Source organism: Paraplanobispora siamensis (assembly GCF_016863175.1).
Taxonomy (GTDB): Bacteria; Actinomycetota; Actinomycetes; order Streptosporangiales; family Streptosporangiaceae; genus Planobispora; species Planobispora siamensis.
Genome location: NZ_BOOJ01000036.1, coordinates 52,050 through 74,226 on the forward strand (window position 1 = coordinate 52,050; position 22,177 = coordinate 74,226).

Annotated in this window: 22 protein-coding genes and 1 tRNA gene; 10 read left to right on the forward strand and 13 right to left on the reverse strand. The window is 70.3% G+C overall.

Annotation, left to right across the window (positions count from 1 at the left end; all coding sequences use genetic code 11):
* The first annotated feature begins 61 nt into the window (after window positions 1-61).
* Window positions 62-523, forward strand: a complete 462-nt coding sequence (locus Psi01_RS22035) for a hypothetical protein (RefSeq protein WP_204065968.1) — start codon at window positions 62-64, stop codon at window positions 521-523.
* 190 nt (window positions 524-713) lie between these two features.
* Here the strand turns inward: Psi01_RS22035 and Psi01_RS22040 are convergent, their stop codons facing one another.
* Together Psi01_RS22040 and Psi01_RS22045 are read right to left on the reverse strand one after the other, a co-directional pair.
* Complete coding sequence (locus tag Psi01_RS22040) at window positions 714-1,829, reverse strand: Rv3169 family protein (protein ID WP_204065969.1); 1,116 nt, start codon at window positions 1,827-1,829, stop codon at window positions 714-716.
* Between the two features lie 158 nt (window positions 1,830-1,987).
* Entirely contained in the window at window positions 1,988-2,329 is a 342-nt protein-coding gene (locus Psi01_RS22045; RefSeq protein ID WP_204065970.1) for a YtxH domain-containing protein, read from the reverse strand.
* A gap of 423 nt (window positions 2,330-2,752) precedes the next feature.
* On the opposite strand from Psi01_RS22045, the gene Psi01_RS22050 reads away from it, so the two are divergent.
* Both Psi01_RS22050 and Psi01_RS22055 read left to right on the forward strand, forming a co-directional pair.
* Window positions 2,753-3,289 (forward strand): peptidylprolyl isomerase, encoded by a 537-nt coding sequence (locus Psi01_RS22050; protein ID WP_204065971.1) that lies wholly within the window; start codon window positions 2,753-2,755, stop codon window positions 3,287-3,289.
* 103 nt (window positions 3,290-3,392) lie between these two features.
* Window positions 3,393-4,280: a rhomboid family intramembrane serine protease gene (locus Psi01_RS22055; RefSeq protein ID WP_204065972.1), complete on the forward strand. Its 888-nt coding sequence runs from the start codon at window positions 3,393-3,395 to the stop codon at window positions 4,278-4,280.
* 48 nt (window positions 4,281-4,328) lie between these two features.
* On the opposite strand, the gene Psi01_RS22060 is transcribed toward Psi01_RS22055, so the two are convergent.
* Window positions 4,329-4,574, reverse strand: a complete 246-nt coding sequence (locus Psi01_RS22060) for a cell division protein CrgA (protein ID WP_204065973.1) — start codon at window positions 4,572-4,574, stop codon at window positions 4,329-4,331.
* Window positions 4,575-4,782: 208 nt separating this feature from the next.
* Between Psi01_RS22060 and Psi01_RS22065 the strand changes: the two genes are divergently transcribed.
* The 3 genes from Psi01_RS22065 to Psi01_RS22075 are packed head-to-tail and all read left to right on the forward strand — an operon-like array spanning window position 4,783 to window position 6,159.
* Window positions 4,783-5,412, forward strand: coding sequence for a class E sortase (locus Psi01_RS22065; RefSeq protein ID WP_204065974.1), 630 nt, complete (start codon window positions 4,783-4,785; stop codon window positions 5,410-5,412).
* Between the two features lie 19 nt (window positions 5,413-5,431).
* Window positions 5,432-5,590 carry a hypothetical protein gene (locus Psi01_RS22070; protein WP_204065975.1) on the forward strand — a complete coding sequence of 53 codons (159 nt, stop codon included), beginning with the start codon at window positions 5,432-5,434 and terminating at the stop codon, window positions 5,588-5,590.
* Entirely contained in the window at window positions 5,587-6,159 is a 573-nt protein-coding gene (locus tag Psi01_RS22075; protein ID WP_204065976.1) for an anthranilate synthase component II, read from the forward strand. The genes Psi01_RS22070 and Psi01_RS22075 overlap by 4 nt, the downstream gene beginning before the upstream one ends.
* A gap of 116 nt (window positions 6,160-6,275) precedes the next feature.
* On the opposite strand, the gene pknB is transcribed toward Psi01_RS22075, so the two are convergent.
* The 7 genes from pknB to Psi01_RS22110 form a co-directional block, all read right to left on the reverse strand.
* A complete protein-coding gene (gene pknB / locus Psi01_RS22080) occupies window positions 6,276-8,138 on the reverse strand; it encodes a Stk1 family PASTA domain-containing Ser/Thr kinase (RefSeq protein ID WP_204065977.1) in 1,863 nt (620 codons plus the stop codon).
* A gap of 82 nt (window positions 8,139-8,220) precedes the next feature.
* Window positions 8,221-9,669 carry a serine/threonine-protein kinase gene (locus tag Psi01_RS22085; RefSeq protein WP_204065978.1) on the reverse strand — a complete coding sequence of 483 codons (1,449 nt, stop codon included), beginning with the start codon at window positions 9,667-9,669 and terminating at the stop codon, window positions 8,221-8,223.
* Window positions 9,666-11,129, reverse strand: a complete 1,464-nt coding sequence (locus tag Psi01_RS22090) for a peptidoglycan D,D-transpeptidase FtsI family protein (protein WP_204065979.1) — start codon at window positions 11,127-11,129, stop codon at window positions 9,666-9,668. The genes Psi01_RS22085 and Psi01_RS22090 overlap by 4 nt, the downstream gene beginning before the upstream one ends.
* A complete protein-coding gene (locus Psi01_RS22095; RefSeq protein ID WP_204065980.1) occupies window positions 11,126-12,523 on the reverse strand; it encodes an FtsW/RodA/SpoVE family cell cycle protein in 1,398 nt (465 codons plus the stop codon). The genes Psi01_RS22090 and Psi01_RS22095 overlap by 4 nt, the downstream gene beginning before the upstream one ends.
* Window positions 12,520-13,851 carry a Stp1/IreP family PP2C-type Ser/Thr phosphatase gene (locus Psi01_RS22100; RefSeq protein WP_204065981.1) on the reverse strand — a complete coding sequence of 444 codons (1,332 nt, stop codon included), beginning with the start codon at window positions 13,849-13,851 and terminating at the stop codon, window positions 12,520-12,522. The genes Psi01_RS22095 and Psi01_RS22100 overlap by 4 nt, the downstream gene beginning before the upstream one ends.
* On the reverse strand, window positions 13,848-14,315 hold the full coding sequence (locus Psi01_RS22105; RefSeq protein ID WP_203879040.1) for an FHA domain-containing protein FhaB/FipA: 468 nt from the start codon (window positions 14,313-14,315) through the stop codon (window positions 13,848-13,850). Before Psi01_RS22105 ends, Psi01_RS22100 begins: the two co-directional genes overlap by 4 nt.
* 17 nt (window positions 14,316-14,332) lie before the next feature.
* Window positions 14,333-15,073 carry an FHA domain-containing protein gene (locus Psi01_RS22110; RefSeq protein ID WP_204065982.1) on the reverse strand — a complete coding sequence of 247 codons (741 nt, stop codon included), beginning with the start codon at window positions 15,071-15,073 and terminating at the stop codon, window positions 14,333-14,335.
* A gap of 165 nt (window positions 15,074-15,238) precedes the next feature.
* Here Psi01_RS22110 and Psi01_RS22115 point away from each other — a divergent pair.
* A tRNA-Leu gene (locus Psi01_RS22115) sits at window positions 15,239-15,321 on the forward strand.
* 440 nt (window positions 15,322-15,761) lie between these two features.
* Here the strand turns inward: Psi01_RS22115 and Psi01_RS22120 are convergent.
* Window positions 15,762-16,793, reverse strand: coding sequence for a hemolysin family protein (locus tag Psi01_RS22120; RefSeq protein ID WP_204065983.1), 1,032 nt, complete (start codon window positions 16,791-16,793; stop codon window positions 15,762-15,764).
* Window positions 16,790-18,289, reverse strand: a complete 1,500-nt coding sequence (locus tag Psi01_RS22125) for a hemolysin family protein (protein WP_204065984.1) — start codon at window positions 18,287-18,289, stop codon at window positions 16,790-16,792. The genes Psi01_RS22120 and Psi01_RS22125 overlap by 4 nt, the downstream gene beginning before the upstream one ends.
* Window positions 18,290-18,597: 308 nt before the next feature.
* On the opposite strand from Psi01_RS22125, the gene Psi01_RS22130 reads away from it, so the two are divergent.
* On the forward strand, window positions 18,598-19,974 hold the full coding sequence (locus tag Psi01_RS22130) for an LCP family protein (protein WP_239127919.1): 1,377 nt from the start codon (window positions 18,598-18,600) through the stop codon (window positions 19,972-19,974).
* Between the two features lie 86 nt (window positions 19,975-20,060).
* Here the strand turns inward: Psi01_RS22130 and Psi01_RS22135 are convergent, their stop codons facing one another.
* The gene (locus Psi01_RS22135; RefSeq protein ID WP_204065985.1) at window positions 20,061-20,699 is read right to left on the reverse strand and encodes a GOLPH3/VPS74 family protein; all 639 of its coding nucleotides are present in this window, start codon (window positions 20,697-20,699) and stop codon (window positions 20,061-20,063) included.
* Window positions 20,700-20,796: 97 nt separating this feature from the next.
* Between Psi01_RS22135 and Psi01_RS22140 the strand changes: the two genes are divergently transcribed.
* Both Psi01_RS22140 and Psi01_RS22145 read left to right on the forward strand, forming a co-directional pair.
* A complete protein-coding gene (locus Psi01_RS22140) occupies window positions 20,797-21,375 on the forward strand; it encodes a DM13 domain-containing protein (RefSeq protein WP_204065986.1) in 579 nt (192 codons plus the stop codon).
* A gap of 141 nt (window positions 21,376-21,516) precedes the next feature.
* On the forward strand, window positions 21,517-22,122 hold the full coding sequence (locus tag Psi01_RS22145; protein ID WP_204065987.1) for a TenA family protein: 606 nt from the start codon (window positions 21,517-21,519) through the stop codon (window positions 22,120-22,122).
* The last annotated feature ends 55 nt before the right edge of the window (window positions 22,123-22,177 follow it).

Genomic DNA, 22,177 nt, shown 5'->3' on the forward strand with positions numbered 1-22,177 from the left:
CAGGCGCCGGGAGGGAGCGTGGGGCCCGACCGAATCGCCGATCGACTCAGGAGAAGCACGCATGCGAATCCGTATTCTCGCCGCCGCCATGGTGACCGCCGGGGCTCTGGTGACGGTCATGACCGGCGCGGCCAGCGCCGACACGTCCACGACCCCGGTTCCCCCCGCCGTCCCCGCGGAGGAGGCGGACTTCGTCATCGTCTGCGAGGGCGGTGAGGGCCACGTCGTCGTCGCGAGACACAGGCTCGCCGACGACGAGGTGAGGGAGATCAAGCTGAGGGCCAAGAAGTTCAGGGACAAGGGGGAGGTGGTGATCGCGAAGCGGGCGGAGGACTTCGAAGTGACCCGGGCCGTCCCGGTCAAGGCCGGTAAGCACGGGGTCGTCGCCAGGTCGGCCAAGCCGGGCAAGCCGTTCCCGGCCAAGCCGGCCAAGCCCGCCAAGCCCCTCCCCGACGACCTGGTCGTGGCCTGCGGCGAGGTGGAGCCCGTGGAGAAGATCGAGATCAAGAAGATCAAGGAGTGACGCGGGAGCGGAGCCGTACCTGACGAGGGCCGGTACGGCTCGCGCGGACCCGGGCGTGCGGATCCGGGCCGCGCGCGTGATCCGGCCGGCCCTGCTCGCGGGTCCGGGCGTGCGGCCCGGACCCGCGAGCGCGGGTGTACGGGACGGGGTCCGCGAGCGCGGGTGTACGGGACCGGGCCCCCGAAAGGGGTCAGGCCTCCGGGAAGGACGGGTGCGGGCCCAGCGCCCAGTATTCGTAGAGGCCGTGCCCGACCTGTGTGCCCTGCGCCGCCCCGGACGGGTCGTCGTACTCGAAGCGGCCCACCGCGTCGATCATGCCCCACATGCGGGCGGCGTCCTGAGGGAAGGTGTGGGTGACGCCCTGCACCACCGGGCCCGGGCCCTGGTACATGCCGTGTTTCCAGTCCGGTTCCAGGCCATATCCGGTGCCCACCATCAGGTGCACCGGGAGGATCGGCGTGCAGCGCATGTCGAAGGGCTTGCCGCCCGGTGGTGCGAAGGAGATCGTCGCCTCGCGCACCTCCCGGGTGCCCTCCACGTACACGGGGCGGTACTCCGGACGCCCGAGATACTCCTGCTCACCCTCCCTGGCCGAGCCGAAGCCCCAGACCCGGACCGCCTCCTCCAGGACGCGACGGCCCTTCTCGTCCTCCTGGACGATGCACAGGATGGCGTGGTCGTCGAACTGGACGGGCGCGTAGAGCCAGTAGAAGGTCCCGGCGTTCTTCGTCTGGATGCCCGGGGGCTCCGGCTCGCCCACGGGGCGGATGCCCCACGAGCGGTCGCGGGTCCCCTGCCACCGGTCGGGGGTGACCTCGATCCGCTCGCCGTCGATCATGATGTGCCCGGTCCACCGCCCGGTCTGGGCCAGCCGCGAGGAGTTGAAGACGACGCGCTCCTGCCAGCGCAGGAAGTGGCGCGGCTCCAGGGTCGCGGGGATCGTGCCCTGCCAGGTGAGGTCGTAGGACAGGCCGTGCTCGGTGGGGTCGAGCACGACCCGGAGGGTGCGCAGCCCCTCGATCACCTCGACGCGGAACGGGCCGATCTCGGTGTTCATCCGGTCGTCGCCGAGTTCCCTGGAGGCGCGGACGACCCGGTGGAGGTTCCGGTGGCGCACGCAGGCGAAGGCGTCGGTGACGCCGAGGTTGGGGTACTGCCCGACGCCGATGATCAGCATCAGCTCGTCGGATCCGGCGTGGCAGTTGAAGTAGTAGCGGTCGTAGAAGTTGCGGTCCGACGTCGTGACGTGCCGCATGACCTCGGGGGACTGGTGGACGGGGTAGTCGTCGAGAGGTGACAGCGTCATCCGTGTTCCTCCGTGCCTGGGGAACACGATCTAACAAGCGCTTGGTGAAACCGTCAACATCGCCGTGCCGCCGAACCGGCCCCGGGCACGGGTACGGCCCGCATCGTGGGGATGCGGGCCGTACCGATGGGCACCCAGTCGTATCAGGACATCAGATTTCAGGGCGAATTCTTGGAGGCCGTCGTCGACTCGGTGCTGATCTTGTTACCGAACTCGTCCGACGAAGGATCCGCCTTGTGGCCGAACTCCTCGGCCCTGTCCTTGACGCCACCGGCGGTGCCGGAGACCTTGTCCGCAGCGGTCCTGGCCTTGTCGCTGACCCAGTGGGACGCGTCGGCCGTGGTGCTCTTGAAGCTCTCCGACCACTGGCTGCCGGAGCTCCTGCGGTACATCGCGAAGCCGGCGGCACCGACCGCGACGCCGGTGAGCAGCAGGACCACCGGCCACCGCGACCTGCTGCGAGGCGAAGGGTCGATCCTCGTCGCGGCCTGGGACAGCATCGCCGTGATCCTCGGCGCGAGTTGGTCCTCGAAAGAGTGGGCGGCGGCGTCTAGTCTTGGTGCTGCCCACCCACGGGCATCGAGGACCTTCGCGGCGGCGGCGTCACGCGCCGCGTCGCGGGCGTGGACCGCCATCGGACCGACCTGTCCGACAGCTCGCTTGAGCTGGGACTTCGCCATGTACAGCCGGGTTTCCGGAACCACCTTGGTGGTGCGGCGCTTTCCAAATAGTGCAAGAGGCACAGCAACTCCTCCCCTGTCGTTGGGGCCCCGCAGGCACCCCTTCCCGCTCGAAAGCGGCTCAATCATGACCAGCCGTGGGAGGATGCTGGAGGGGTCGGCGGCGACCCTCAATCTCAAAACATCACAAACATCGCGCCTTGTACAGGCTCCGCCTGTTGACCTGAAGGGGGCAGCCCCATCGTGGCTGAGAAGTTGTTCGCAACCCTCAAGACCAACCGTGGCAGCGTGAAGCTCGAGCTCTTCCCGAACCACGCGCCCAAGACCGTGCGGAACTTCGTCGAGCTGGCCGAGGGCACTCGGGAGTGGACGCACCCCGAGACCGGCCAGAAGACCACCGACAAGCTCTACGACGGCACCGTCTTCCACCGCGTCATCGCCGGCTTCATGATCCAGGGCGGTGACCCGCTGGGTCAGGGCATCGGCGGCCCGGGCTACAAGTTCGACGACGAGATCAGCCCGGACCTCTACTTCAACCGCCCCTACCTGCTCGCCATGGCCAACGCCGGCATCCAGATGGGCCGCGGCACCAACGGCTCGCAGTTCTTCATCACCGTGGTGCCCACGCCGCACCTCAACGGCAGGCACACCATCTTCGGGGAGGTCGTCGAGGGCCAGGAGGTCGTCGACGCCATCGCCAAGACCGAGACCGACGGCCGTGACCGTCCCGTCGAGCCGGTCGTGCTGGAGTCGGTCACCATCGACCGCGTCCAGGGCTGATCCGCCTGCGGCGGCCACCGCCGGTGGCCGCCGCACGGACGCCGGTGATTCTGCATAGGCTGGGCGCAGGAAGAAGCACGGTCGAAAGGGCCACCGACACGCCATGACCACCCAGCCGCCCGGCGAGTCCGGCACGCAGGCCGTACCCACCTGTTACCGTCACCCGGACCGCGAGACCTACGTGCGCTGCCAGCGCTGCGAGCGGCCCATCTGCCCCGACTGCATGCGCGACGCCTCGGTCGGCTTCCAGTGCCCCGAGTGCGTGGCCGAGGGCAACAAGGGAGTGCGGCGGGCGCAGTCGGTGTTCGGCGGCAAGGCGGTCACCACGCCCCGGGTCACCTGGGGCCTGCTGATCCTCAACGTCCTGGCCTACGCCGTCGAGTCGATCGCGCCGGCCCGGGTGGTGGGCGGCTACGCGATGGAGTCGGGCGCCGTCGCCTACGGAGGCGAGTGGTGGCGCCTGATCACCGGGGCCTTCCTGCACGCGCCGCTGCAGTCGGGAGGATTCGCGCTCACCCACATCCTGTTCAACATGTGGGTGCTGTACGCCATCGGCCCGGAGCTGGAGCGGAGGCTGGGCTCGACCCGGTTCCTGGCGCTCTATCTGCTGTCCGCGCTGGGCGGCTCCGTCGCGGTCTATCTGCTCGGCCTCGGCGCGGTGGGCGCCTCGGGCGCGGTCTACGGCCTGTTCGGCGCGTTGTTCGTGGTCTCCAGGAGGCTCGGCTACGACATCCGTGGCGTGCTCTGGCTGATCGGCATCAACGTGCTGATCACTTTCGTGGTCCCCAACGTCAGCTGGCAGGGGCACCTCGGAGGCCTCGTCACCGGCGCCGTCGTCAGCGCGATCCTCGTCTACGCCCCGGCCAGGAACAGGAACCTGGTCCAGTGGGGCGGATGCGCGCTGGTCCTGCTGGCGCTGGTCGCCACGGTCATGCTGCTGCCGCCGTTCGCCTATGACGCGTACATACAGGCCAGGCTGTCCGGGGGGTGATCCACACCCTGATGCTTCCCCAGGGTGTGGATATGTCTGTGGAAAGATCTATCGCCAGCGGGTGGAGAGCACCACACCGAAGATGATGAAAGCGAACCCGACCAGCAGGTTCCAGTTCTGGAGCGTGCCGATCAGCGGGGCGTCAGGCGCCACATAGTAGACCGAGATCCACAGGATCCCGATGATCCAGGAGGCCACCATGACGGGCGCCAGCCAGCGAGGGCTAATCTTGACCTGCTGGGACGTCTTCGGCGGGGTGTAAACCGCCTTCTTACGAGCCTTGGACTTGGGCACTGGGGTTCTCCTGCGTCAACCCTGCGCGATCCGGATCGTGCGCAGGTTCTGTCAGCTAGCGTAATCGCTGGTGGGCGACGACCCGAGTAAGGATAGTCGCCACATGCGGGACATGCGATCCCGCGGCAGTCCCATCCTCGGGCAAACAACCGTCCAACGCCTCGATCGTCGCGGTTCGGGCGTGACAGCCTCTCACTAGCCTGACGCCATGAGGGCCGTGGTGCGCGTGTGCGGGGAGCTGGGCCTCACCGTGGGAGGGGTCCTGCTGCTCCTGTGCGCCTATCTGATCTGGGGGACCGGGAGCTACACCGCCGGACGGCAGGCGGTGCTGCGCGAGCAGCTGCAGCAGCCCCCGCAGGCGGTCTCCGGCGGCTCCCGCGCGCCGGACGGGGCCCGGACGGGTGAGCCCCTGGCGATGCTGCGCATCCCCCGCTTCGGCGACGACTACCGCTACGTCGTGGTGGAGGGGGTGGGCCGGGACGAGCTCCGGGCGGGCCCCGGCCACTATCCCGGCACCGCCCCGCCGGGGGGGACCGGCAACTTCGTCCTGGCGGGCCACCGGACCACCTACGCCGCGCCCTTCAACCGCATCGACGAGCTCCGCAGGGGGGACGAGATCATCGTCGACGCCCGCGACGCCCGTTACGTCTACCGGGTCACCGAGACCCGCATCGTCGCCCCCACCGAGATGAGTGTGATCGCCCCCGTCCCGGGCAGTCCGGGTCGCAGGCCCACCAGGGCACGCATCACCCTGTCCACCTGCCACCCGGAGTACTCCGCCGCGCAGCGGCTCGTCGTGTTCGGTCGGCTCGACGACAGGCGGGACCCCGATCGGTGACCGAGCAAGGAGGAAGCACATGTACGAATGGATCTGGCGGATGCTCTCCGGAGGTCCCGTGGCCAAGCTGTGCACCGCACTGGTGCTGGCCGGGATGGCGGCGGCCGTACTCTGGTATGTCGTGTTCCCCTGGATCGAACCGTACGTCCTCCTCGACCGCGTGACTGTGAGTCCATGAGCCGAATCCTGGTGGTGGACAATCACGACAGCTTCGTCCACACCATCGTGCAGTACCTCCGCGAGCTGGGCGCCGACTGCGATGTGCGCCCCCGCGACCACGTCGCGGTCGACGACGCGGCGGGCTTCGACGGGGTCCTGATCAGCCCCGGGCCCGGCACGCCGGAGGAGGCCGGGGTGAGCGTCCCCCTGGTCGGTCACTGCGCGGCCCGGGGCCTGCCGCTGCTCGGCGTCTGCCTCGGGCACCAGGCCATCGCGGTGGCGTACGGCGCCACCGTGGCCCGGGCCCCCGAGCTGATGCACGGCCGGACCAGCGCCGTCTCGCACGACGGGCGCGGGGTCTTCGCCGGCCTGCCGTCGCCGGTCACCATGACGCGCTACCACTCGCTGGCCGTACGGCCCGAGACCGTGCCGCCGGTCCTGGAGGTGACCTCGACCACCGAGGACGGAGTCGTCATGGGGCTGCGCCACCGTGACGCGCCCGTGGAGGGGGTGCAGTTCCACCCCGAGTCGGTGATCTCCGAGTACGGTCACCGGCTGCTCGGAAACTGGCTCGCGAAAATCGTGTAACACACCGGGCGTGCTGGACGACTAACCAGTGAGGGCCCTGCCGCCATTGCCCCCGAGTGGCGGAGGGGCCCTCCTCATGTATGAGGGGGCCCCTCCTGATCACGTGGCGACGGAGATCAGCCGTTCTCTCCGGAGGGGTCGTCGACGAACGGATCCTCCTCCGTCGGCTCATCGGTCGGGACGCTCGGCTCCTCCGTCGGGAACGTCGGCTCCTCGGTCGGGACGCTCGGCTCCTCGGTCGGGACCGGCGGCTGGCCGGTGGAGACGGTCAGCGTGATCGTGGTGTTCGGCTGGAGCTTGGAACCGGCCTCGGGGGTCTGGTTGAGCACCGTGCCCTCGGCCTGGTCACTGGGCTGGTCGACGACCTTGACCCGGAAGCCCGCCTCGACGAGCGTGTCCCGGGCCTCCTTGATGTCGAAGCCGAGGACGTTGGGGACCTCCTGGGCCTGCGCGGGAATGGTGATCTTGACCGAGCTGCCCTTGGCGGCCTTCGTGCCGGCCTCCGGAGACATGGCGAAGACGACGTTCTGCTGGCGGGCGGACGGCTTGGACTGCACGCTCGGCTTGAAGCCCGCGTCCTCGAGCGTCTGTATCGCCTCTTCCTTGGTCTGGCCGATCACATCGGGGATCTCGACCCTCTCCACGCCCTTGGAGACGATGAGCGTGACCTCGCTGCCCTTGGGGACCTCGGTGCCCGCGCCGGGCTCGGTGCCGATGACCGAGCCCTTGCGCTGCTCGTCGCTGAACTCCTCGGTCTTCTTGACCTTCAGCCCCATGTCCGTGAGGGTCTTGATCGCGGCTTCCTCCGTCCGGGAGGCCAGCGTCGGGACCGACACCTTGCCTCCCTCGGTGGGCGTGCCGGGGGAGCTCAGGAACTGGTAGCCCGCCCAGATGAAGGCGCCGATGACCAGGATCGGGATCAGGATCCAGGCCGCGATCTTGACCGCGTTGTTGCCCTCGCTCTTCTGGCGGCGGCGTCCGCGCTCACCGCGCCCGACCTCCTCCGTGCCGTACTCGTACGGCGGGACGGCGGTGGTGCGCTGCGTGACCGGGCCGGCCTGGCCGGGCGGCGGCTGCTGCATGGTGCGGGTGGCCGTGCCGTAGTTGGCGGCCAGCGCCATCGTCTGTGCGTCCATCGGCATGCCCGACATCGCCCGCTGGATGTCGGCCCGCATGTCCCCGGCGCTCTGGTAGCGCTGGGCGGGGTCCTTGGCCATCGACTTGAGCACGATGGCGTCGGCCCACTTGGGGATGTCCGGGTCGATCTGCGAGGGCGGGATCGGGTCCTCGCGCACGTGCTGGTAGGCGATCGCCACGGGGGAGTCGCCGGTGAACGGCGGCTGCCCGGTCAGCAGCTCGTACAGCACGCAGCCGGTGGAGTACAGGTCGCTGCGGGCGTCGACCCGCTCGCCCCTGGCCTGCTCCGGCGACAGGTACTGGGCCGTGCCGATGACCTGGGCGGTCTGGGTCATGGTCGCGGCCGAGTCGGCCATCGCGCGGGCGATGCCGAAGTCCATCACCTTCACGTCACCGTTACGGGTGATCATGATGTTGGCCGGCTTGATGTCCCGGTGGACGATGCCGCCGCGGTGGCTGTAGTCCAGCGCCCGCAGGATCCCGTCGACCAGCTCGGCCGCGCGCTCGGGCATCAGCCGCCGGTCGGCCCGCAGCAGGTCGCGCAGGGTGCTGCCGTCGACGTACTCCATCACGATGTAGGGCACGGGCGCGCCCTCGGAGGTGTCCTCGCCCGTGTCGTAGACCGCGACGATGGACGGGTGGTTCAGTGACGCGGCGGACTGAGCCTCCCGGCGGAAGCGTGCCTGGAAGGTGTGGTCCCTGGCCAGGTCCGCGCGGAGGGTCTTGATCGCTACGACCCGGTCCAGTCGGATGTCCCGGGCGCGATAGACCTCGGCCATGCCGCCACGGCCGACGACGCCGTCAAGCTCGTAGCGATCGCCGAGGCGTCGGGGCTGAGTCATTTCCTGCACTGTCCCTTACCGTTCATCTTGGGTGCCGGTGGGCTCTCGGGCCACCGGTGTCCATCATCGACCTCTCGGCGCATCACGTCTCCCCGTTCGGAGCGGTTGTGTCCCCGGGGCCGGGTGTGTCACTCGGTGTGAGGCTCGGTGTCACCGTCGGAGCGGGGGGCGTCGGGGTCGGGGTGGGCGGGCTGGGGCTCGGGGACGGAGACTTCGTCGGCCGGGGTGTGGGCGTGGCCGACGTACTTACCGTAGCCGACGGCGAGGGGGACGGGCGTGGCGACTTGGCGGGAGTGGCCACCGGCCGGGTCGTGACCGGTCTGCTCCGGGTGGCTTTGACCGTGGGCGACTCGGCGGCCGGCGTCGGGGGCGTGAACGGCTCCGAGGACCCGTTGTCGTCCTGCCGGCCGGTCAGGTCCTGGACCACCAGGGTGCCCAGGCCGACGGCCGCGGCGCAGCCGGCCGCCGCGGCGACGATCACGCCGGTGCGGCGCAGCCCGTGGCGCCTCGGGACCGCGGTGCTCCCCGCCGTCCCGGCGGCGAGCACGGGGGCGGCCGTGGGCGGTGTCCCGTGGTCGCCCGGGTCCGTTCCCGGCTCCTGGAAATGACCGGATCCGGCCACCGGCGGGCGCCACGCGGTCTCCTCCGGCGGCGCCGCGCCCGGCTCGGCCCGCCACCCGGCGGGGTCGGTGAGCATGCCCAGCTCCAGCGCCCCCGCGGTGGCCAGCGACTCGCGCAGCACGTAGGCGCGGTCCGACAGGCTCCTCGCGCCGGCCGGGCGGTGGGTGGGGTCCTTCGACAGGCACTCCAGGACCAGGTCGCGCACCGGCGCGGGAACGTTCTCGGGCAGCGGCGGCGGAGGGTCGTTGAGGTGCATCAGCGCGATCGCCACCTGGTTGTCGGCGACGAACGGCGGGCGGCCGGTCAGGCACTCGTAGGCCACGACGCCCAGGGAGTACAGGTCGGTGGCCGGGGTCATCGTGTCGCCGGAGGCCTGCTCGGGACTGACGTACTGGGCGGTGCCGAGCACGGTCCCGGTCTGGGTCACCGGCGCGGCCTCCAGCGCCCTGGCGATCCCGAAGTCAGTGATCTTGACGGTGCCGCTCTCGGTGACCAGCAGGTTGCCGGGCTTGATGTCCCGGTGGATGATCCCAGAGCTGTGCGCGGCGTGCAGCGCCTTGGCGGTCTGGTGCACGACGTCGAGTGTGATCTCCGGGCTCAGCGTCCCGTTGCGGGCGAGGATGCCGGCCAGGGACTCGCCGGGGACCAGTTCCATCACCAGGTAGGCGACGTCACCGTCCTCGCCGTAGTCGAAGACCTGGGCGATGCCCGGGTCGGCCAGCCCGGCGGCGATCCGCGCCTCGGTGCGGAACCGCTCGCGGAAGTGCGGGTCGGCCGCCACGTGGCTGCGGAGCAGCTTCACGGCCACCTCGCGGGCGAGCAGCTCGTCCCGGCACCGCCAGACCTCGCCCATGCCGCCGGCGGCGATCCGCCTCAACGGGCGGTATCGGCCGCCGAGCAACGACGTCATTTACCCAGCACCGCTTCCATCACGCTCTTGGCGATGGGCGCGGCGGTCTGACCACCCGAGGCGTCGTTTCCGGCGCTGCCCGACTCGACGATGAGCGCGACGGCGACCTTCGGGTTCTCGGCGGGGGCGAAGGAGATGAACCACGCGTGCGGGGCCTGGCCCTCGGCGGTCTCGGCGGTGCCGGTCTTGCCGCCGACGGTCTCACCGGGGATCTGCGCGGCCGAGGCGGTGCCGAGGTTGACGACGTTGACCATCATCTCCTTGAGCTTGGCCGCGTTCTCCTCGCTCATCGCGGTGTCGAGCTCCTCGGGGTCGGCCGTCTTGATCTCCCCGCCCTCGGCGTCGGTCACCTTGTTGACGAGGTACGGCTTCATGACGACGCCGTTGTTGGCGATGCCGGCGGCGACCATGGCCATCTGCAGCGGCGACATCTGGTTGCTGCGCTGGCCGATCGAGGCCTGGGCGAGCGCGGCCTGGTCCTCCTCGGGGCCGATGCTGCTGGGGGCGACCGCCATCGGGATCTCCAGGGGGTCCAGGTTCTCCCCGATGCCGAACTTGGCGGCCTGCTCCTTCATCGCGTCGTAGCCCAGATCCATGCCGATCTTGCCGAACGGCGTGTTGCAGGACTTCTCCAGCGCGAAGGAGAGCGTCACCCGTCCGGCGCCGCACGCCGCGCCGCCGTAGTTGGGCAGGTCGGCGGTGGTGTTGGGCAGGTCGAGCCGCTGCGGGGCGTCCACCTGGCTCTGCGGGCCCAGGGAGTCGTCGCTCTCCAGGTAGGCGGCCATGGTGACGACCTTGAAGGTCGAGCCCGGCGGGTAGGTGCGCGCGATCGCCCGGTTGACCAGCGGCTTGTCGTCGTTCGCGTCCAGCTTCTTGTAGGCCTCGTTGACCGCGGCCTTGTCGGCGGGGGCGAGCAGGTTGGGGTCGTAGGTCGGGATGGACACCATCGCCAGGATGGCCCCGGTCTTCGGCTCGATCGCGACCAGCGCGCCCTTCTTGCCGCTGGCCCCCAGCGCCTTGTAGGCCGCCTCCTGCGCCTTGGGGTTGATCGTCAGCTGGACGTTGGCGCCCTTGGTCTGCTTGCCGGTGAACAGGTCGATGCCGCGCCGGATGACCAGGGAGGGACTGGAGCCGTCGAGCAGGTCGTTCTCGGCCCGCTCGATGTCGCTGGTGTTCTCCGGCGCGAAGAACCCGGTGACGGGCGCGTAGATCTTGCCCTCGGGGTAGACGCGCTTGAACCTGGCCTCGCGGTCGCCGGTGTCCTCGGACCGGGCGATCACCTTGTTGCCCGCGGTGATCAGGCCGCGCTCGACCTCGTAGCGGGCGAAGAAGTTGCGGCGGTCGCGGGAGTCCTGCTTGAGGTCCTCGGCCCGTACGGCCTGCAGGTAGTTGATGTTGATCATGAGCAGGCCGAACATGAGGATGCAGGCCAGGGCGGTGCGCTTGAGGGGACTGTTCATCGCTGGAACACCTGGGTGAGTCCTTCGTCCTGGATTGCCTGGGGCGGCGGCTTCCTGGCCGCATCAGACATGCGTACCAACAGCGCGATAAGGATCCAGTTAGCCAGCAACGCGGAGCCGCCCTGTGACATGAACGGCGTGACCAGGCCGGTCAGCGGGATCAGGTTGGTGACGCCGCCGACGATGATGAAGACCTGCCAGGCCAGCAGGAAGGACAGGCCGCCCGCCAGAAGCTTGGAGAACGGGTCGCGGGCGGCGATCGAGGTGCGCAGCCCGCGCTCGACCAGCAGCCCGTAGACCATCAGCAGGGCCATCAGGCCGGTCAGGCCCAGTTCCTCGCCGATGGCGGCGAAGATGAAGTCGGAGAAGGCCAGCGGGATCAGGCCGGGGTGGCCCTGGCCGAGCCCGGTGCCCAGGATGCCGCCCTGGCTCATGCCGAACAGGCCCTCGAGGAGCTGCGCGCTGCCGCCGACCCTGTCGTAGAGCGCCGGGTCCTCGGGGTTGAGATAGACGGTGAAGCGGTCCTGGACGTGGCTGAAGACCATTCCGGCCAGGATCGCGCCGCCGACGAACAGCAGGATGCCGATCAGCACCCAGGAGGTGCGCTGGGTGGCGATGTAGAGCATCGCGATGAACGTGCCGAAGATCAGCAGGGAGGAGCCGAGGTCCTTCTGCAGGATCAGCACGCCGAGGCTGAGCCCCCAGGTGATGAGGATCGGGCCGAGGTCGCGGGCGCGGGGCAGGTCGATGAAGAGCAGCCGCCGGCCGGCCAGCGCCAGCACGTCGCGTTTGGCGACCAGATAGCCCGCGAAGAAGATCACCAGGGCGAGCTTGGCCAGCTCGGCCGGCTGGAGGGTGAAGCCGGCCAGGCCGATCCAGATGCGGGCGCCGTTGATCTCCTGGCCGAGGACCGGCAGCAGCGGCGAGACCAGCAGCAGCAGACCGGCGGCCCCGGCGGTGTAGGTCAGGCGCTGCAGCGCGCGGTGGTCGCGCAGCACGATCAGCGTCACGGTGAAGACGACCACGCCGACGGCGGTCCACAGCAGCTGGGTGGTGGCCGACGCGCCGCCCCTGCCGCCGGCGCCCACCTCCAGGCGGTAGATCATGACCAGGCCGAGGCCGTTGATCAGCGTCACCAGGGGCAGGATCAGCGGGTCGGCCCAGGGGGCGAAGCGGGCCAGCACCAGGTAGGCGGCCAGCATGAACCCGCCCAGGCCGAGGCCGTAGGTGAGCATGCCGGAGGGGATCTTCTGGTCGATCCCCATCCCCACGGCGGCGTAGGCGGCCATCACGATCAGGACCGCGAAGGCGAGCATCACCAGCTGCGCCACCCGCCGCTTGGCTGGCAGGGGGACGGCTTCGGCTCCCGGAGTGCTGACGGTGGGGGCACTCATGAGTTCGTGGGCCTCGGGGTCGCGGTGCCACTGGGTTTCGAACTGGGCTTGGGGCTGGCGCTCGGCGACGGGGTGGCGGAGGCGGCGTCGCCGGAGCCCTCCTGGGAGGAGGCCCGCAGTTCCTCGATCTTCTTGACGCCCGCGGCCTCGTCGGCGACGGGGATGCCGTTGCGGACCTGGGCCTGCTCCAGCGTGCCGAGGGTGGCAACCGGCACGGTGGAGGTGCGGACGGTGTCGAAGAGCTCGAACGGGCCGAGAGTGGTGTTCACACCGCGGTTGACCACGATCTCCTCACCTCGCAATCCCACGAAATACTGGTCGTCGAGCCACTGGTTCCCGAAGTACCAGCCTAGGCCGCCGCCGACGAGGATGACGCCTCCGATGGAGACGAGCAGCGGCCACAGCCGCCGCCGGCGTCTGGCCGGCCGGGCCGCCACGGCCCTGGCCTCCTGCTCGTCGAGCTCGTCGTCGGTGATGACGGGCTGCGGCATGGTGGCCGGGTTGGCCAGGCCGGGCGAGGTGTCCTGCGACCCCTGCGAGGCGCGGGCGAGCGTGGAGCCCGCGGCGCCCACCACGGCCGCCTCGGTGGCCGGCGGGAACCCCTCGTCGACCTCGAGGACGTCGGCGATCACACAGGTGATGTTGTCCGGGCCGCCGCCGCGGTTGGCCAGATCGACGAGCGTGCGGACGACCGTCTCGGGATCGTCGATCGTGGACAGGGTGTGATGCAGGGTCTCCGCGCTGACGACGCCGGACAGGCCGTCGGAGCACAGCAGATAGCGGTCTCCGAGCTGGGCCTCGCGCAGCGACAGGTCGGGGTCGACCTCGCCGCTGCCGTCCAGCGCGCGCAGCAGGATCGACCGCTGCGGGTGGGTGGCGGCCTCCTCCTGGGTGATCCGGCCGTCGTCCACCAGGGACTGCACGAGGGTGTGGTCGTGCGTGATCTGGTAGAGCTCGCCGGAGCGCAGCAGGTAGGCGCGGGAGTCGCCGACGTGGACCAGGGCGACCCGCGTGCCGGACCACAGCATGGCCGTCAGCGTGGTGCCCATGCCCTTGAGGCTGGGATCCCGTCCCACCATCTCGTGGAGTCGCCGGTTCGCGTCACGGACCGCGGCCTCGATGGCGCTGAGCAGGTCACCCCCGAACGCGTCCTCGTCGAGGGACGACATGGCGGCGATGGCGACCGAGCTGGCCACCTCGCCGTGTGCGTGCCCGCCCATGCCGTCCGCGACGGCGAGCAGGCGTCCGCTGGCGTACGCGGAGTCCTCGTTGCCTTCGCGGAGGAGGCCGACGTCAGAGCGGGCGGCGTAACGGAGTGCGATGGTCATTTGCGCAATTCGATGACGGTCTTACCGATGCGGATCGGAACACCGAGCGGCACCGGGGTCGGACGGGTGACTTTGGAGCGGTCGAGATACGTGCCGTTGGTGGAGCCGAGATCTTCCACGATCCACTGACCGTCCTGGGGGAAGAGCCGGGCGTGCCGGCTGGATGCGTAGTCGTCGGTGACCACCAGCGTGGCGTCGTTCGCCCGGCCGATGGTGATCGGCGTCTCCGAGAGCGTGATGGTGGTGCCCTGCAGGGGACCACCGGTGACGACCATCTGCCGGGGCTCCCCCTTCTTGGGTTTGGCCGGTGGTTTGACCGGCTTGGGAGCCTTGCGGGCGGGAGCCGCGGCGGCCGTACGGGACCCGAACAAGTCTGTCCGGATCACGCCGACCGCGGCAATCACGAAGAACCACAGCACCGCGAGGAAGGCGAGCCGGATCAGCAGCAGCGTGAGCTCGGACATGGACCGTCTGTTTACCTTTAATCGCGCCGGAAAACCAGAGTCGTGCGCCCCAGAGTCACGCGAGTGCCGTTCTGGAGCTCGACCCGGCGAACCGGCTGGCCGTTGACGAAAGTGCCGTTCGTGGATCCGAGGTCGACCAGGACCACCTGGGGACCCTCCACGCGCAGCTCGGCGTGGTGCCGGGACACACCCGGGTCGACCAGCCGGAGATCGCAGTCGGTGCCCCTGCCGAGCAGGGTCACCGGGGTGGTCAGATCGTAGGAGCGCTGGCCCTGCGGGTCGTCCTGGGTGGAGACCAGCAGGCGGGGACGTCCGTTGAAGGCGTGCGGCCGGCCCTGGGGCACGTCGCTCACCGGCTGGCGGATCTCGTCCTGCTCGACCGTCGCACCGCGGATCACTCCGGAACGGATGCGGAACAGGCCGACCGCCAGATCGTCGGCGGTCTCGAACCTCACCCGTACCGGCCCCACGAACGAGTAGCCCTGTTCCTTGGCGTACTCCCTCGCGAGGTTGGCCAGCTCGTGGCCGATGCTGTCGGCGTACACCTCCAGCCGCTCGCTGTCGGTCGTGGACAGCTCGACCACGAAGTCGTTCGGGACGAGCGTCCGTCCCTGAGCGACGATCGCAGCCCGCTCGTCCATCTCCCGCTGAACCGCGCTGGCGACCTCGACCGGCTGAAGGTCGGACTTGAACGCCCGCGCAAAGGCGCCCTCAACCAAGCCTTCGAGCCTGCGCTCGAAGCGCTGAAGGACTCCCACCGGCTACCTCCCTTCCTCCGTACTTATGGTCGCGGCCGCTCGGGCGTCGGTTGGCACGCTTTCCGCTCTCTCGCACCCGGCTCCTCCGCTCCGCACCTAGAAGGATCGTATCCGGGTTCGTAGGTACCGGCTGATCCGTGCTAATGTTTCGACCGCACCCAACAAGGGCGGGTGGCGGAACGGCAGACGCGCACGGTTCAGGTCCGTGTGTCCGAAAGGACGTGAGGGTTCAAATCCCTCCTCGCCCACTCGAAGTCGGCCCCGGATGGTCGCGGACGAAAGTCCGCCTCCACCGGGGCTTTCTCGTTGTCCGGCTTCCGCGGGCACGCGTCGTGAGGCCGTCCACGGCGGGATGCGGGCGGTCGTGATCAAGATGGTCGTCGGCTCCGTGATGGAGGCCCGCGAGGGCCGTCGGGGGGTTCGTGGCGTACGGCGTGCGCCCGCTCTCCGTTGTACCCCCCTCCACTTGCTTGTCACTTTCGGGCGACTTGCACGGGATGTCGGCATGTGATTCTCGTTACGCTCACAGAGAAACCCCAGGCCGCGTACCCGGCGCGACGGCGGGAGACCGGGGGCCGGAAGGCTTCTCCCGACCTCCCGACCTCCCGACCTCCCGACCTCCCGACCTCCCGACCTCCCGACCTCCCGACCTCCCGACCTCCCGGCCCTTCTGTCCTTCGGCCCGCTCTCAGCGGGTGGCCAGGACCTTGACGTCCAGGAGCTCGCCCAGCAGATCGGTGAGGCTCACCATCCCGACGACCTCTCCGGCGTCGGTGATGAGGCCCACATGGGCGTGGGCCTCCTGCAGGGCGGCCACGGCGTCCGGGATGCTCGTGGACCGCGGCAGGCGGGGCACCGGCCGGGCCAGTTCCCCGGGGCTCGCCCCGGGCCGCACCAGGGCGTCCCTGACGTGCAGGACGCCCACGACGTCACCGGCCCGGCCCGAGTTGACCAGCAGGCGCAGATGACCGCTCTCGGCGGCGATCCTGCGCACCTCGGAGCCGGTGGCGTCGGCCGGTACGGCGGCGGCCCGGTCGATGGGCAGCATCAGCCGCTCCGCGGACTGCTGGTGGACCCGCAGGGCCCTGGTCAGCAGGTCGTGCTCCTCCCGGTCGAGCAGCCCCATCCGGCCCGACTCGCCGACGAGCATGGCGAGCTGGACCGGCGTCCTGGTGGTGGCCAGCTCGTCCCTGGCGTGCACGCCGAACAGCCGCAGCATCCCGTTGGTCAGCCGGTTGAGCGCGGCCAGCACCGGCCTGACGATCCAGGTGAAACCGCGGAACGGCAGGGAGACCCCCACCGCCGCGACCTCCGGGTGGGTCAGCGCCCACGACTTGGGCGCCATCTCGCCGACCACCATGTGCAGGAAGGTGACCAGGGCCAGCGCGATCATCAGCGAGATCGGCACCCGGAGCGACTCGGGCACGCCGACCGCGCCGAAGACCGGCTCCAGGAGGTGCTCGATCGCCGGTTCGGTCACCATGCCCAGGCCGAGCGAGCACAGGGTGATGCCGAGCTGGGCTCCGGCCAGCATCAGCGACAGCTCCCTGCCGCCGCGCACGGCGGCGCGGGCGGCGATCCGGGTGAGCCGGCCGCCCCTGGCCGCGGCCTCCTCCAGGCGGTGCCGGCGGGCCGAGATGACCGCGAACTCGGCGGCGACGAAGAAGGCGTTGCCCGCCAGCAGGACCACGCCGAGCAGCAGGGCGGCTCCGGTGCTCATCGGCTGTCCCCTTCCGCCGGGGCTCCGTGGCCGTGACCGGACATCGCGTGCTCCTGTTCCGGATCCTGCTTCCGGCCCTGCTCCTGTGACCGGGAGGCCTGCTTCCCGCCCTGCTCCCGTGACCGGGCGGAGGGGCCGGGCCGGGCCTGGGCCGCGCCCTCGGTGACCGGGGCGATCCGCACCCACTCGGGGACCCTGCGGTGGACCGACAGCACCGTCAGGACCGCGTCGGCCTCGTCGGGGTCGTCCTTCTCCAGCGGGTCGCTCTCCAGGGTGAGCGTGACGGTCACCGTGTCGTCGGGCTCGGCCATCCGGCCCAGGGCGGCCAGGACGAGGCCGGCCACGGTGTCGTAGTCGTCGCTCTCGGGGAGCGAGAGCCCGGTCGCCCGCTCGACCTCGTCGACGCGCAGCGTGCCGGGGACGTCCCAGGTGCCGTCGTCGTTGGCCACGACGCCCGCGGGCTCGGGGTCGTTCTCGTCCATCAGCTCGCCGACGAGCTCCTCGGCGAGGTCCTCGACGGTGAGCACTCCGGCCAGCCCGCCGTACTCGTCGATGACGCAGGCCAGGTCGTCGCGGGCCGCGCGCATGCGCTCCAGGACGACCGGCAGCGGCAGCGAGTCGGGCACCAGCAGCGCCGGGCGGGTGATCTTCTCCAGCGGCCCGTCGGCCAGGCCTGAGCGGAGCAGCTCGCGCACCCCGGTGACGCCGACCACGTCCTCGCCGTTCTCGTTGCAGAGCACGGGATAGCGGGAGTGACCGTGCTCGCGCATGGCCTCCAGCAGGTCGGAGATCGGGCGGTCGTCGCGCAGCAGCACCACGCGCGGGCGCGGCACCATGACGTCCTCGGCCGTGCGGTCGCCGAACTCCAGCGCGCGCTCCAGCAGCTCGGACAGGCGCGGGGGAAGGTCACCCGCCGCGCCGGACTCCGCGATGATCCTGGACAGCTCCTCGGGGCTCGCCCCGTGCTCGACCTCCTCGACCGGTTCCACGCCGACCTTGCGCAGCAGGCCGGTGGCGGCGGAGTCGAACAGCCGGATGACCGGCCCGGCGACCTTGAGGTAGATCAGGGTCGAGCGGGACAGGAACTTGGCCACCGGCTCAGGCCGGGCGATGCCGAGGTTCTTGGGGGCCAGCTCGCCGATGACCATCTGGACGATCGTCGCGATCGCGACGGCCAGGGCGACCGCGATGCCCGGCACCGCGGCCGAGGGCACCCCCGCGGCCTCCAGCCAGGGACGGATCACCGAGGCGATGGCCGGCTCGGCGATGAAGCCGACCAGCAGGGCCGTGACGGTGATGCCGAGCTGCGCGCCCGAGAGCATGAAGGACAGCCGCCCCGTCACCTTCAGCGCGCGTTGCGCGGCGTCGTCGCCGGCGTCGGCCTGTTCGCGCAGCACGCCGCGGTCGGCGGCCACGAAGGCGAACTCCTGGGCGACGAAGTAGCCGGTGGCGAGGGTGAGGAGCAGTACGGCCAGCAGGCCGAAGGCGGTGTTCACCGGGTGTTTCCCCCGGTCAGGTCAGTGAGTCCCGTGCGGCCGCACGGGCAGGTACTCCACGGGTCCGAACTGGACACGATCTTCCTTTCGAGCGGGTGGTCGTCCTCTACGGTAACGACCGAGGTGGCGGCCGATGTTTCCGGATCGGCCGGTGGCTCTTCGTCGGCGATCGAATACCCCTCTGAGTACTTTTACACTGGGAAAACCTTGAGGACGCATCTACGCGGGTGCGAGCCACGAAGTAGCGTCGATGGTGACGATTTCACCGTCAGTTGGTAAGTGGCCCCGAGAAGTGGCGGAGATGCGACGTGGGTGACTGGCAGGAAGACGACGACCGCACGCGTGCGCTCCGGTCGCCCGCGTCCGTGCCGCCCCGGGCGGCCGGACAGCCCGCCCATCCCGTTCCCGGGCAGGCTCCCGGGCAGGGCGGCGCCCCCGGACGGCGCGGTCCCGCGGCCGCCGGACCGCAGGCGGGGGTCCCCGCCCAGGCCCCCTCATCCGGCGGGGCCGTACGCGACGACACCGTGCCCCGGGCGGTCTCGCAGGTGTACGGCAAGGCGCGGTCGGGCACGAGTCCCGTCCGCCCCCTGAAGGGGCCGTCCGACGGGCCGCAGGCCGGTCCGTCCAGATCGCCGCTCGCCGGCTCCCCCGGCGGGTCTTCCGGTGGGAAAGGCGGCGCCGTGCCGAACGCGTCTTCGCGCTTGAGGAGCCCCAAGGGTCCCCGGCGGACCGGCCGGCTGATCGTGCGGATCCTCATCGGCCTGCTCGTGCTGCTGCTCGTGCTCGCCGTAGCCGGATATTTCACCATCGACGGACGGCTGAAGCGGATCGACGCCCTGGCCGACTACGAGGGCCGTCCCGCCGACACCCCCGGCACGACCTGGCTGCTGGTCGGCTCCGACAGCCGCGAGGGGCTCACCAAGGCCCAGCGCAGGAAGCTCGCCACCGGCAGCTCCGTGGGCCGCCGCACCGACACGATGATGCTCCTGCACATCCCCGACAACGACGGCCGCCCGACGCTGGTCAGCCTGCCGCGCGACTCCTACGTGCCCATCGACGGCCACGGCAGCGACAAGCTCAACGCCGCCTACTCCTACCAGGACGGCGGCCCCGCGCTGCTGGCCAAGACCGTGGAGAAGGTCACCGGGCTGCGCATCGACAACTACATGGAGATCGGCTTCGCCGGCTTCGTGGGCATCGTCGACGCGATCGGCGGCGTCGAGATCGACGTCAAGCAGAACATCAACGACCCCAAGGCCGGGATCAAGCTCAAGAAGGGCGTGCAGACCCTCGACGGCGCCACGGCCCTGGGCTACGTCCGCACCCGCCAGACCGGGGCGACGGGCATCCCCGACTTCGAGCGGACCCAGCGCCAGCGGCAGTTCTTCTCCGCCGTGGTGAAGAAGGCCGCCAGCCCCGGGGTCCTGATCAACCCGTTCACGTCCGTCCCGCTCGCGTTCAGCGCCACCGACTCGGTGTCCGTCGGGCAGGAGACCGGCGCCTTCGACCTGCTCTCGCTCGGCCTGGCCATGGGCGACAACCCGGTGACCACGATCGTCCCGTTCAGCGGCTTCGAGGACATCAACGGTCAGAACGTCGTCAGGTGGGACCGGAACAAGGCCCTGCGCATGTTCGAGGCCCTGGCCCAGGACAAGCAGGTCCCGAAGGACGTCCTCGCCAAGTAGGAGCGCCCGGGAGGAGCTTCCTCCCGGTCCCCGCACGGGTCGGCCGGCCGCTCCCCGCAGAGATCGGCCGGCCGCTCCCGCGGAGGTCAGCCGGCCGCTCCCGCGGCGGCCGCCGCGCCGCCGGCGATGATGGCCGCGTTGATCGAGGCGATCGTCTTGGCCACCGCGTCGCCGACCCAGTCGCCCTCGGCGATCTCCTTGATGCGCTCCTTGCTCGCCCCGGGGAACGCCTTACGGTCGATCTTGGCCGCGTGCAGGATGGCGATCAGCACGGCCACCCGCTCGTCCGGCTCGGCGCCGTTCAGCACGTTCTGCACCCGCTCGCGCACGGCCTGCTCGATGCGCGGGTCGCGCTCCGGATAGCGCGAACTGGGGAAGATCCCCAGGACCTTGCGGTGCTCCTCGCCCAGCACGCCGCGCTCGGCCAGCCCGGTGAGCAGACGCTTGCGGAGCTTGTTGGAGTAGAGCTTGTAGACCCAGCGGTCGGGCTTGCGTTCCTTGTCCTCGGCGATCCGGGAGAGCGTCGCGTCGAGCTCCGGGTCTCCGAGCGGGGTCGTGTCCTTGACCGTGACCTTCTTGCCCGACAGGTCGATCCGGTCGTTGATGGCGAGCTCGGCCAGGAGCGCGCCCCCGAGGGCGGCGTCGAGCTGCAGCGAACCGACCAGCTGTTTCCCCTCGTCCTCGCTGTATGCCAGCAGGAGCACTTCCTCAACGATGGTCGTCATGTCTCCGACCCTATGCCGTGATCTTCGTTCGTAAGCACTCTGTAAGCGCCGGGTGGCACTGTCCGGCATAGCCTCGATCCGAGGCCGGGAGGACATCATGAAGATCAAGAAAATGCTCCGTCACCCCATCAGCTGGGTGATCCTGGGGGCCGGCGCCGTGGCCGTCGCCGTCGCCCTCTATCTGTTCCAGCCGTGGCGGCTGTTCACCACGGTCGAGGTGAACGAGGCCCCGCCCGTGGCCGCCGGGAGCACGCAGGCGCCCGGCACGGCGGGCGACGGCACGGGAGAGGGCGCGCAGGGCGGCTCCGAGGGGAAGGCGGGGAAGACCAAGGTGCTGGCCACCGGCACGTTCATCTCCCACGAGCACGACACCTCGGGCAAGGCCAGGCTCCTGGAGCTGGCCGACGGCAGCCGGGTGCTCAGGATCGAGGACCTGGACACCTCCGACGGGCCCGACCTGCGGGTGTGGCTGAGCGACCAGCCCGTCAAGGAGGGCACGGACGGGTGGTTCAACCTCGACGACGGCAAGCACCTGGAGCTGGGCGAGCTCAAGGGCAACAAGGGCGACGCCAACTACGCCGTCCCCGCCGACGCCGACCTTGAGGCGCTCAAGAGCGTCACCATCTGGTGCAAGCGCTTCAGCGTCTCCTTCGGCGCCGCGACCCTGACCGCCTGACCGCCTGACCGCTTGGTTGTCTGGTCGCCTGGTCGCCTGGTCGCTTGGCCACCTGGTCGCTTGGCCACCTGGCCACCTGATCGCCTGACCGGAGCCCGCCATGATCCCCCGGCCGGTGGGTTCTGCCACAATCCCTGACCTATGAGCATTTCTCAGGAACTCCATGCCGTCGGCCGTCCCCTGATCGAGGCGCAGCTCGCCCACCCGACCGTGGTGGGCATCGCCAAGGGCGACCTGGCCGAGCCGGTGTTCCGATCGTGGCTGGAGCAGGACTACCTCTTCCTCCTGGACTACGTGCGGGTGTTCTCCCGGCTGGCGTGGCAGGCCCCCGACGGGCACCTCGGGGACCTGGTCGACCTGGCCCACTCCACCTTCCACGAGGAGCTGGACCTGCACCGCTCCCTGTCGGCCGAGTTCGGCGCCGACCTGGGCGGGGCGCGCAAGGGCCCGGCGTGCGCGGCCTACACCTCGTTCCTGCTGGAGTCGGCGGCGGACTACGCGGAGGGGCTGGCCGCGCTCTATCCGTGCATGTGGGGCTACTCCACCCTCGGCCGCATCCTCGCCGAGAACCCGCCGGCCGAGCCGCGCTACCGCGCCTGGGTGGACACCTACGCCCATCCCGGCTTCGCGGCGCTGACCGAGCGCATCGCGGCGATGATCGACGAGGTGGACCTCGACCCCGCCCGGGCCGAGGAGCTGTTCACCCGGGGGATGGCCCATGAGCTCGCCTTCTGGGACGTGCCCTGAGACGGTGGCCGCGGCGGAGGTCGCATATCTCCGAAGCGGTCGAATAGCTTGGCCG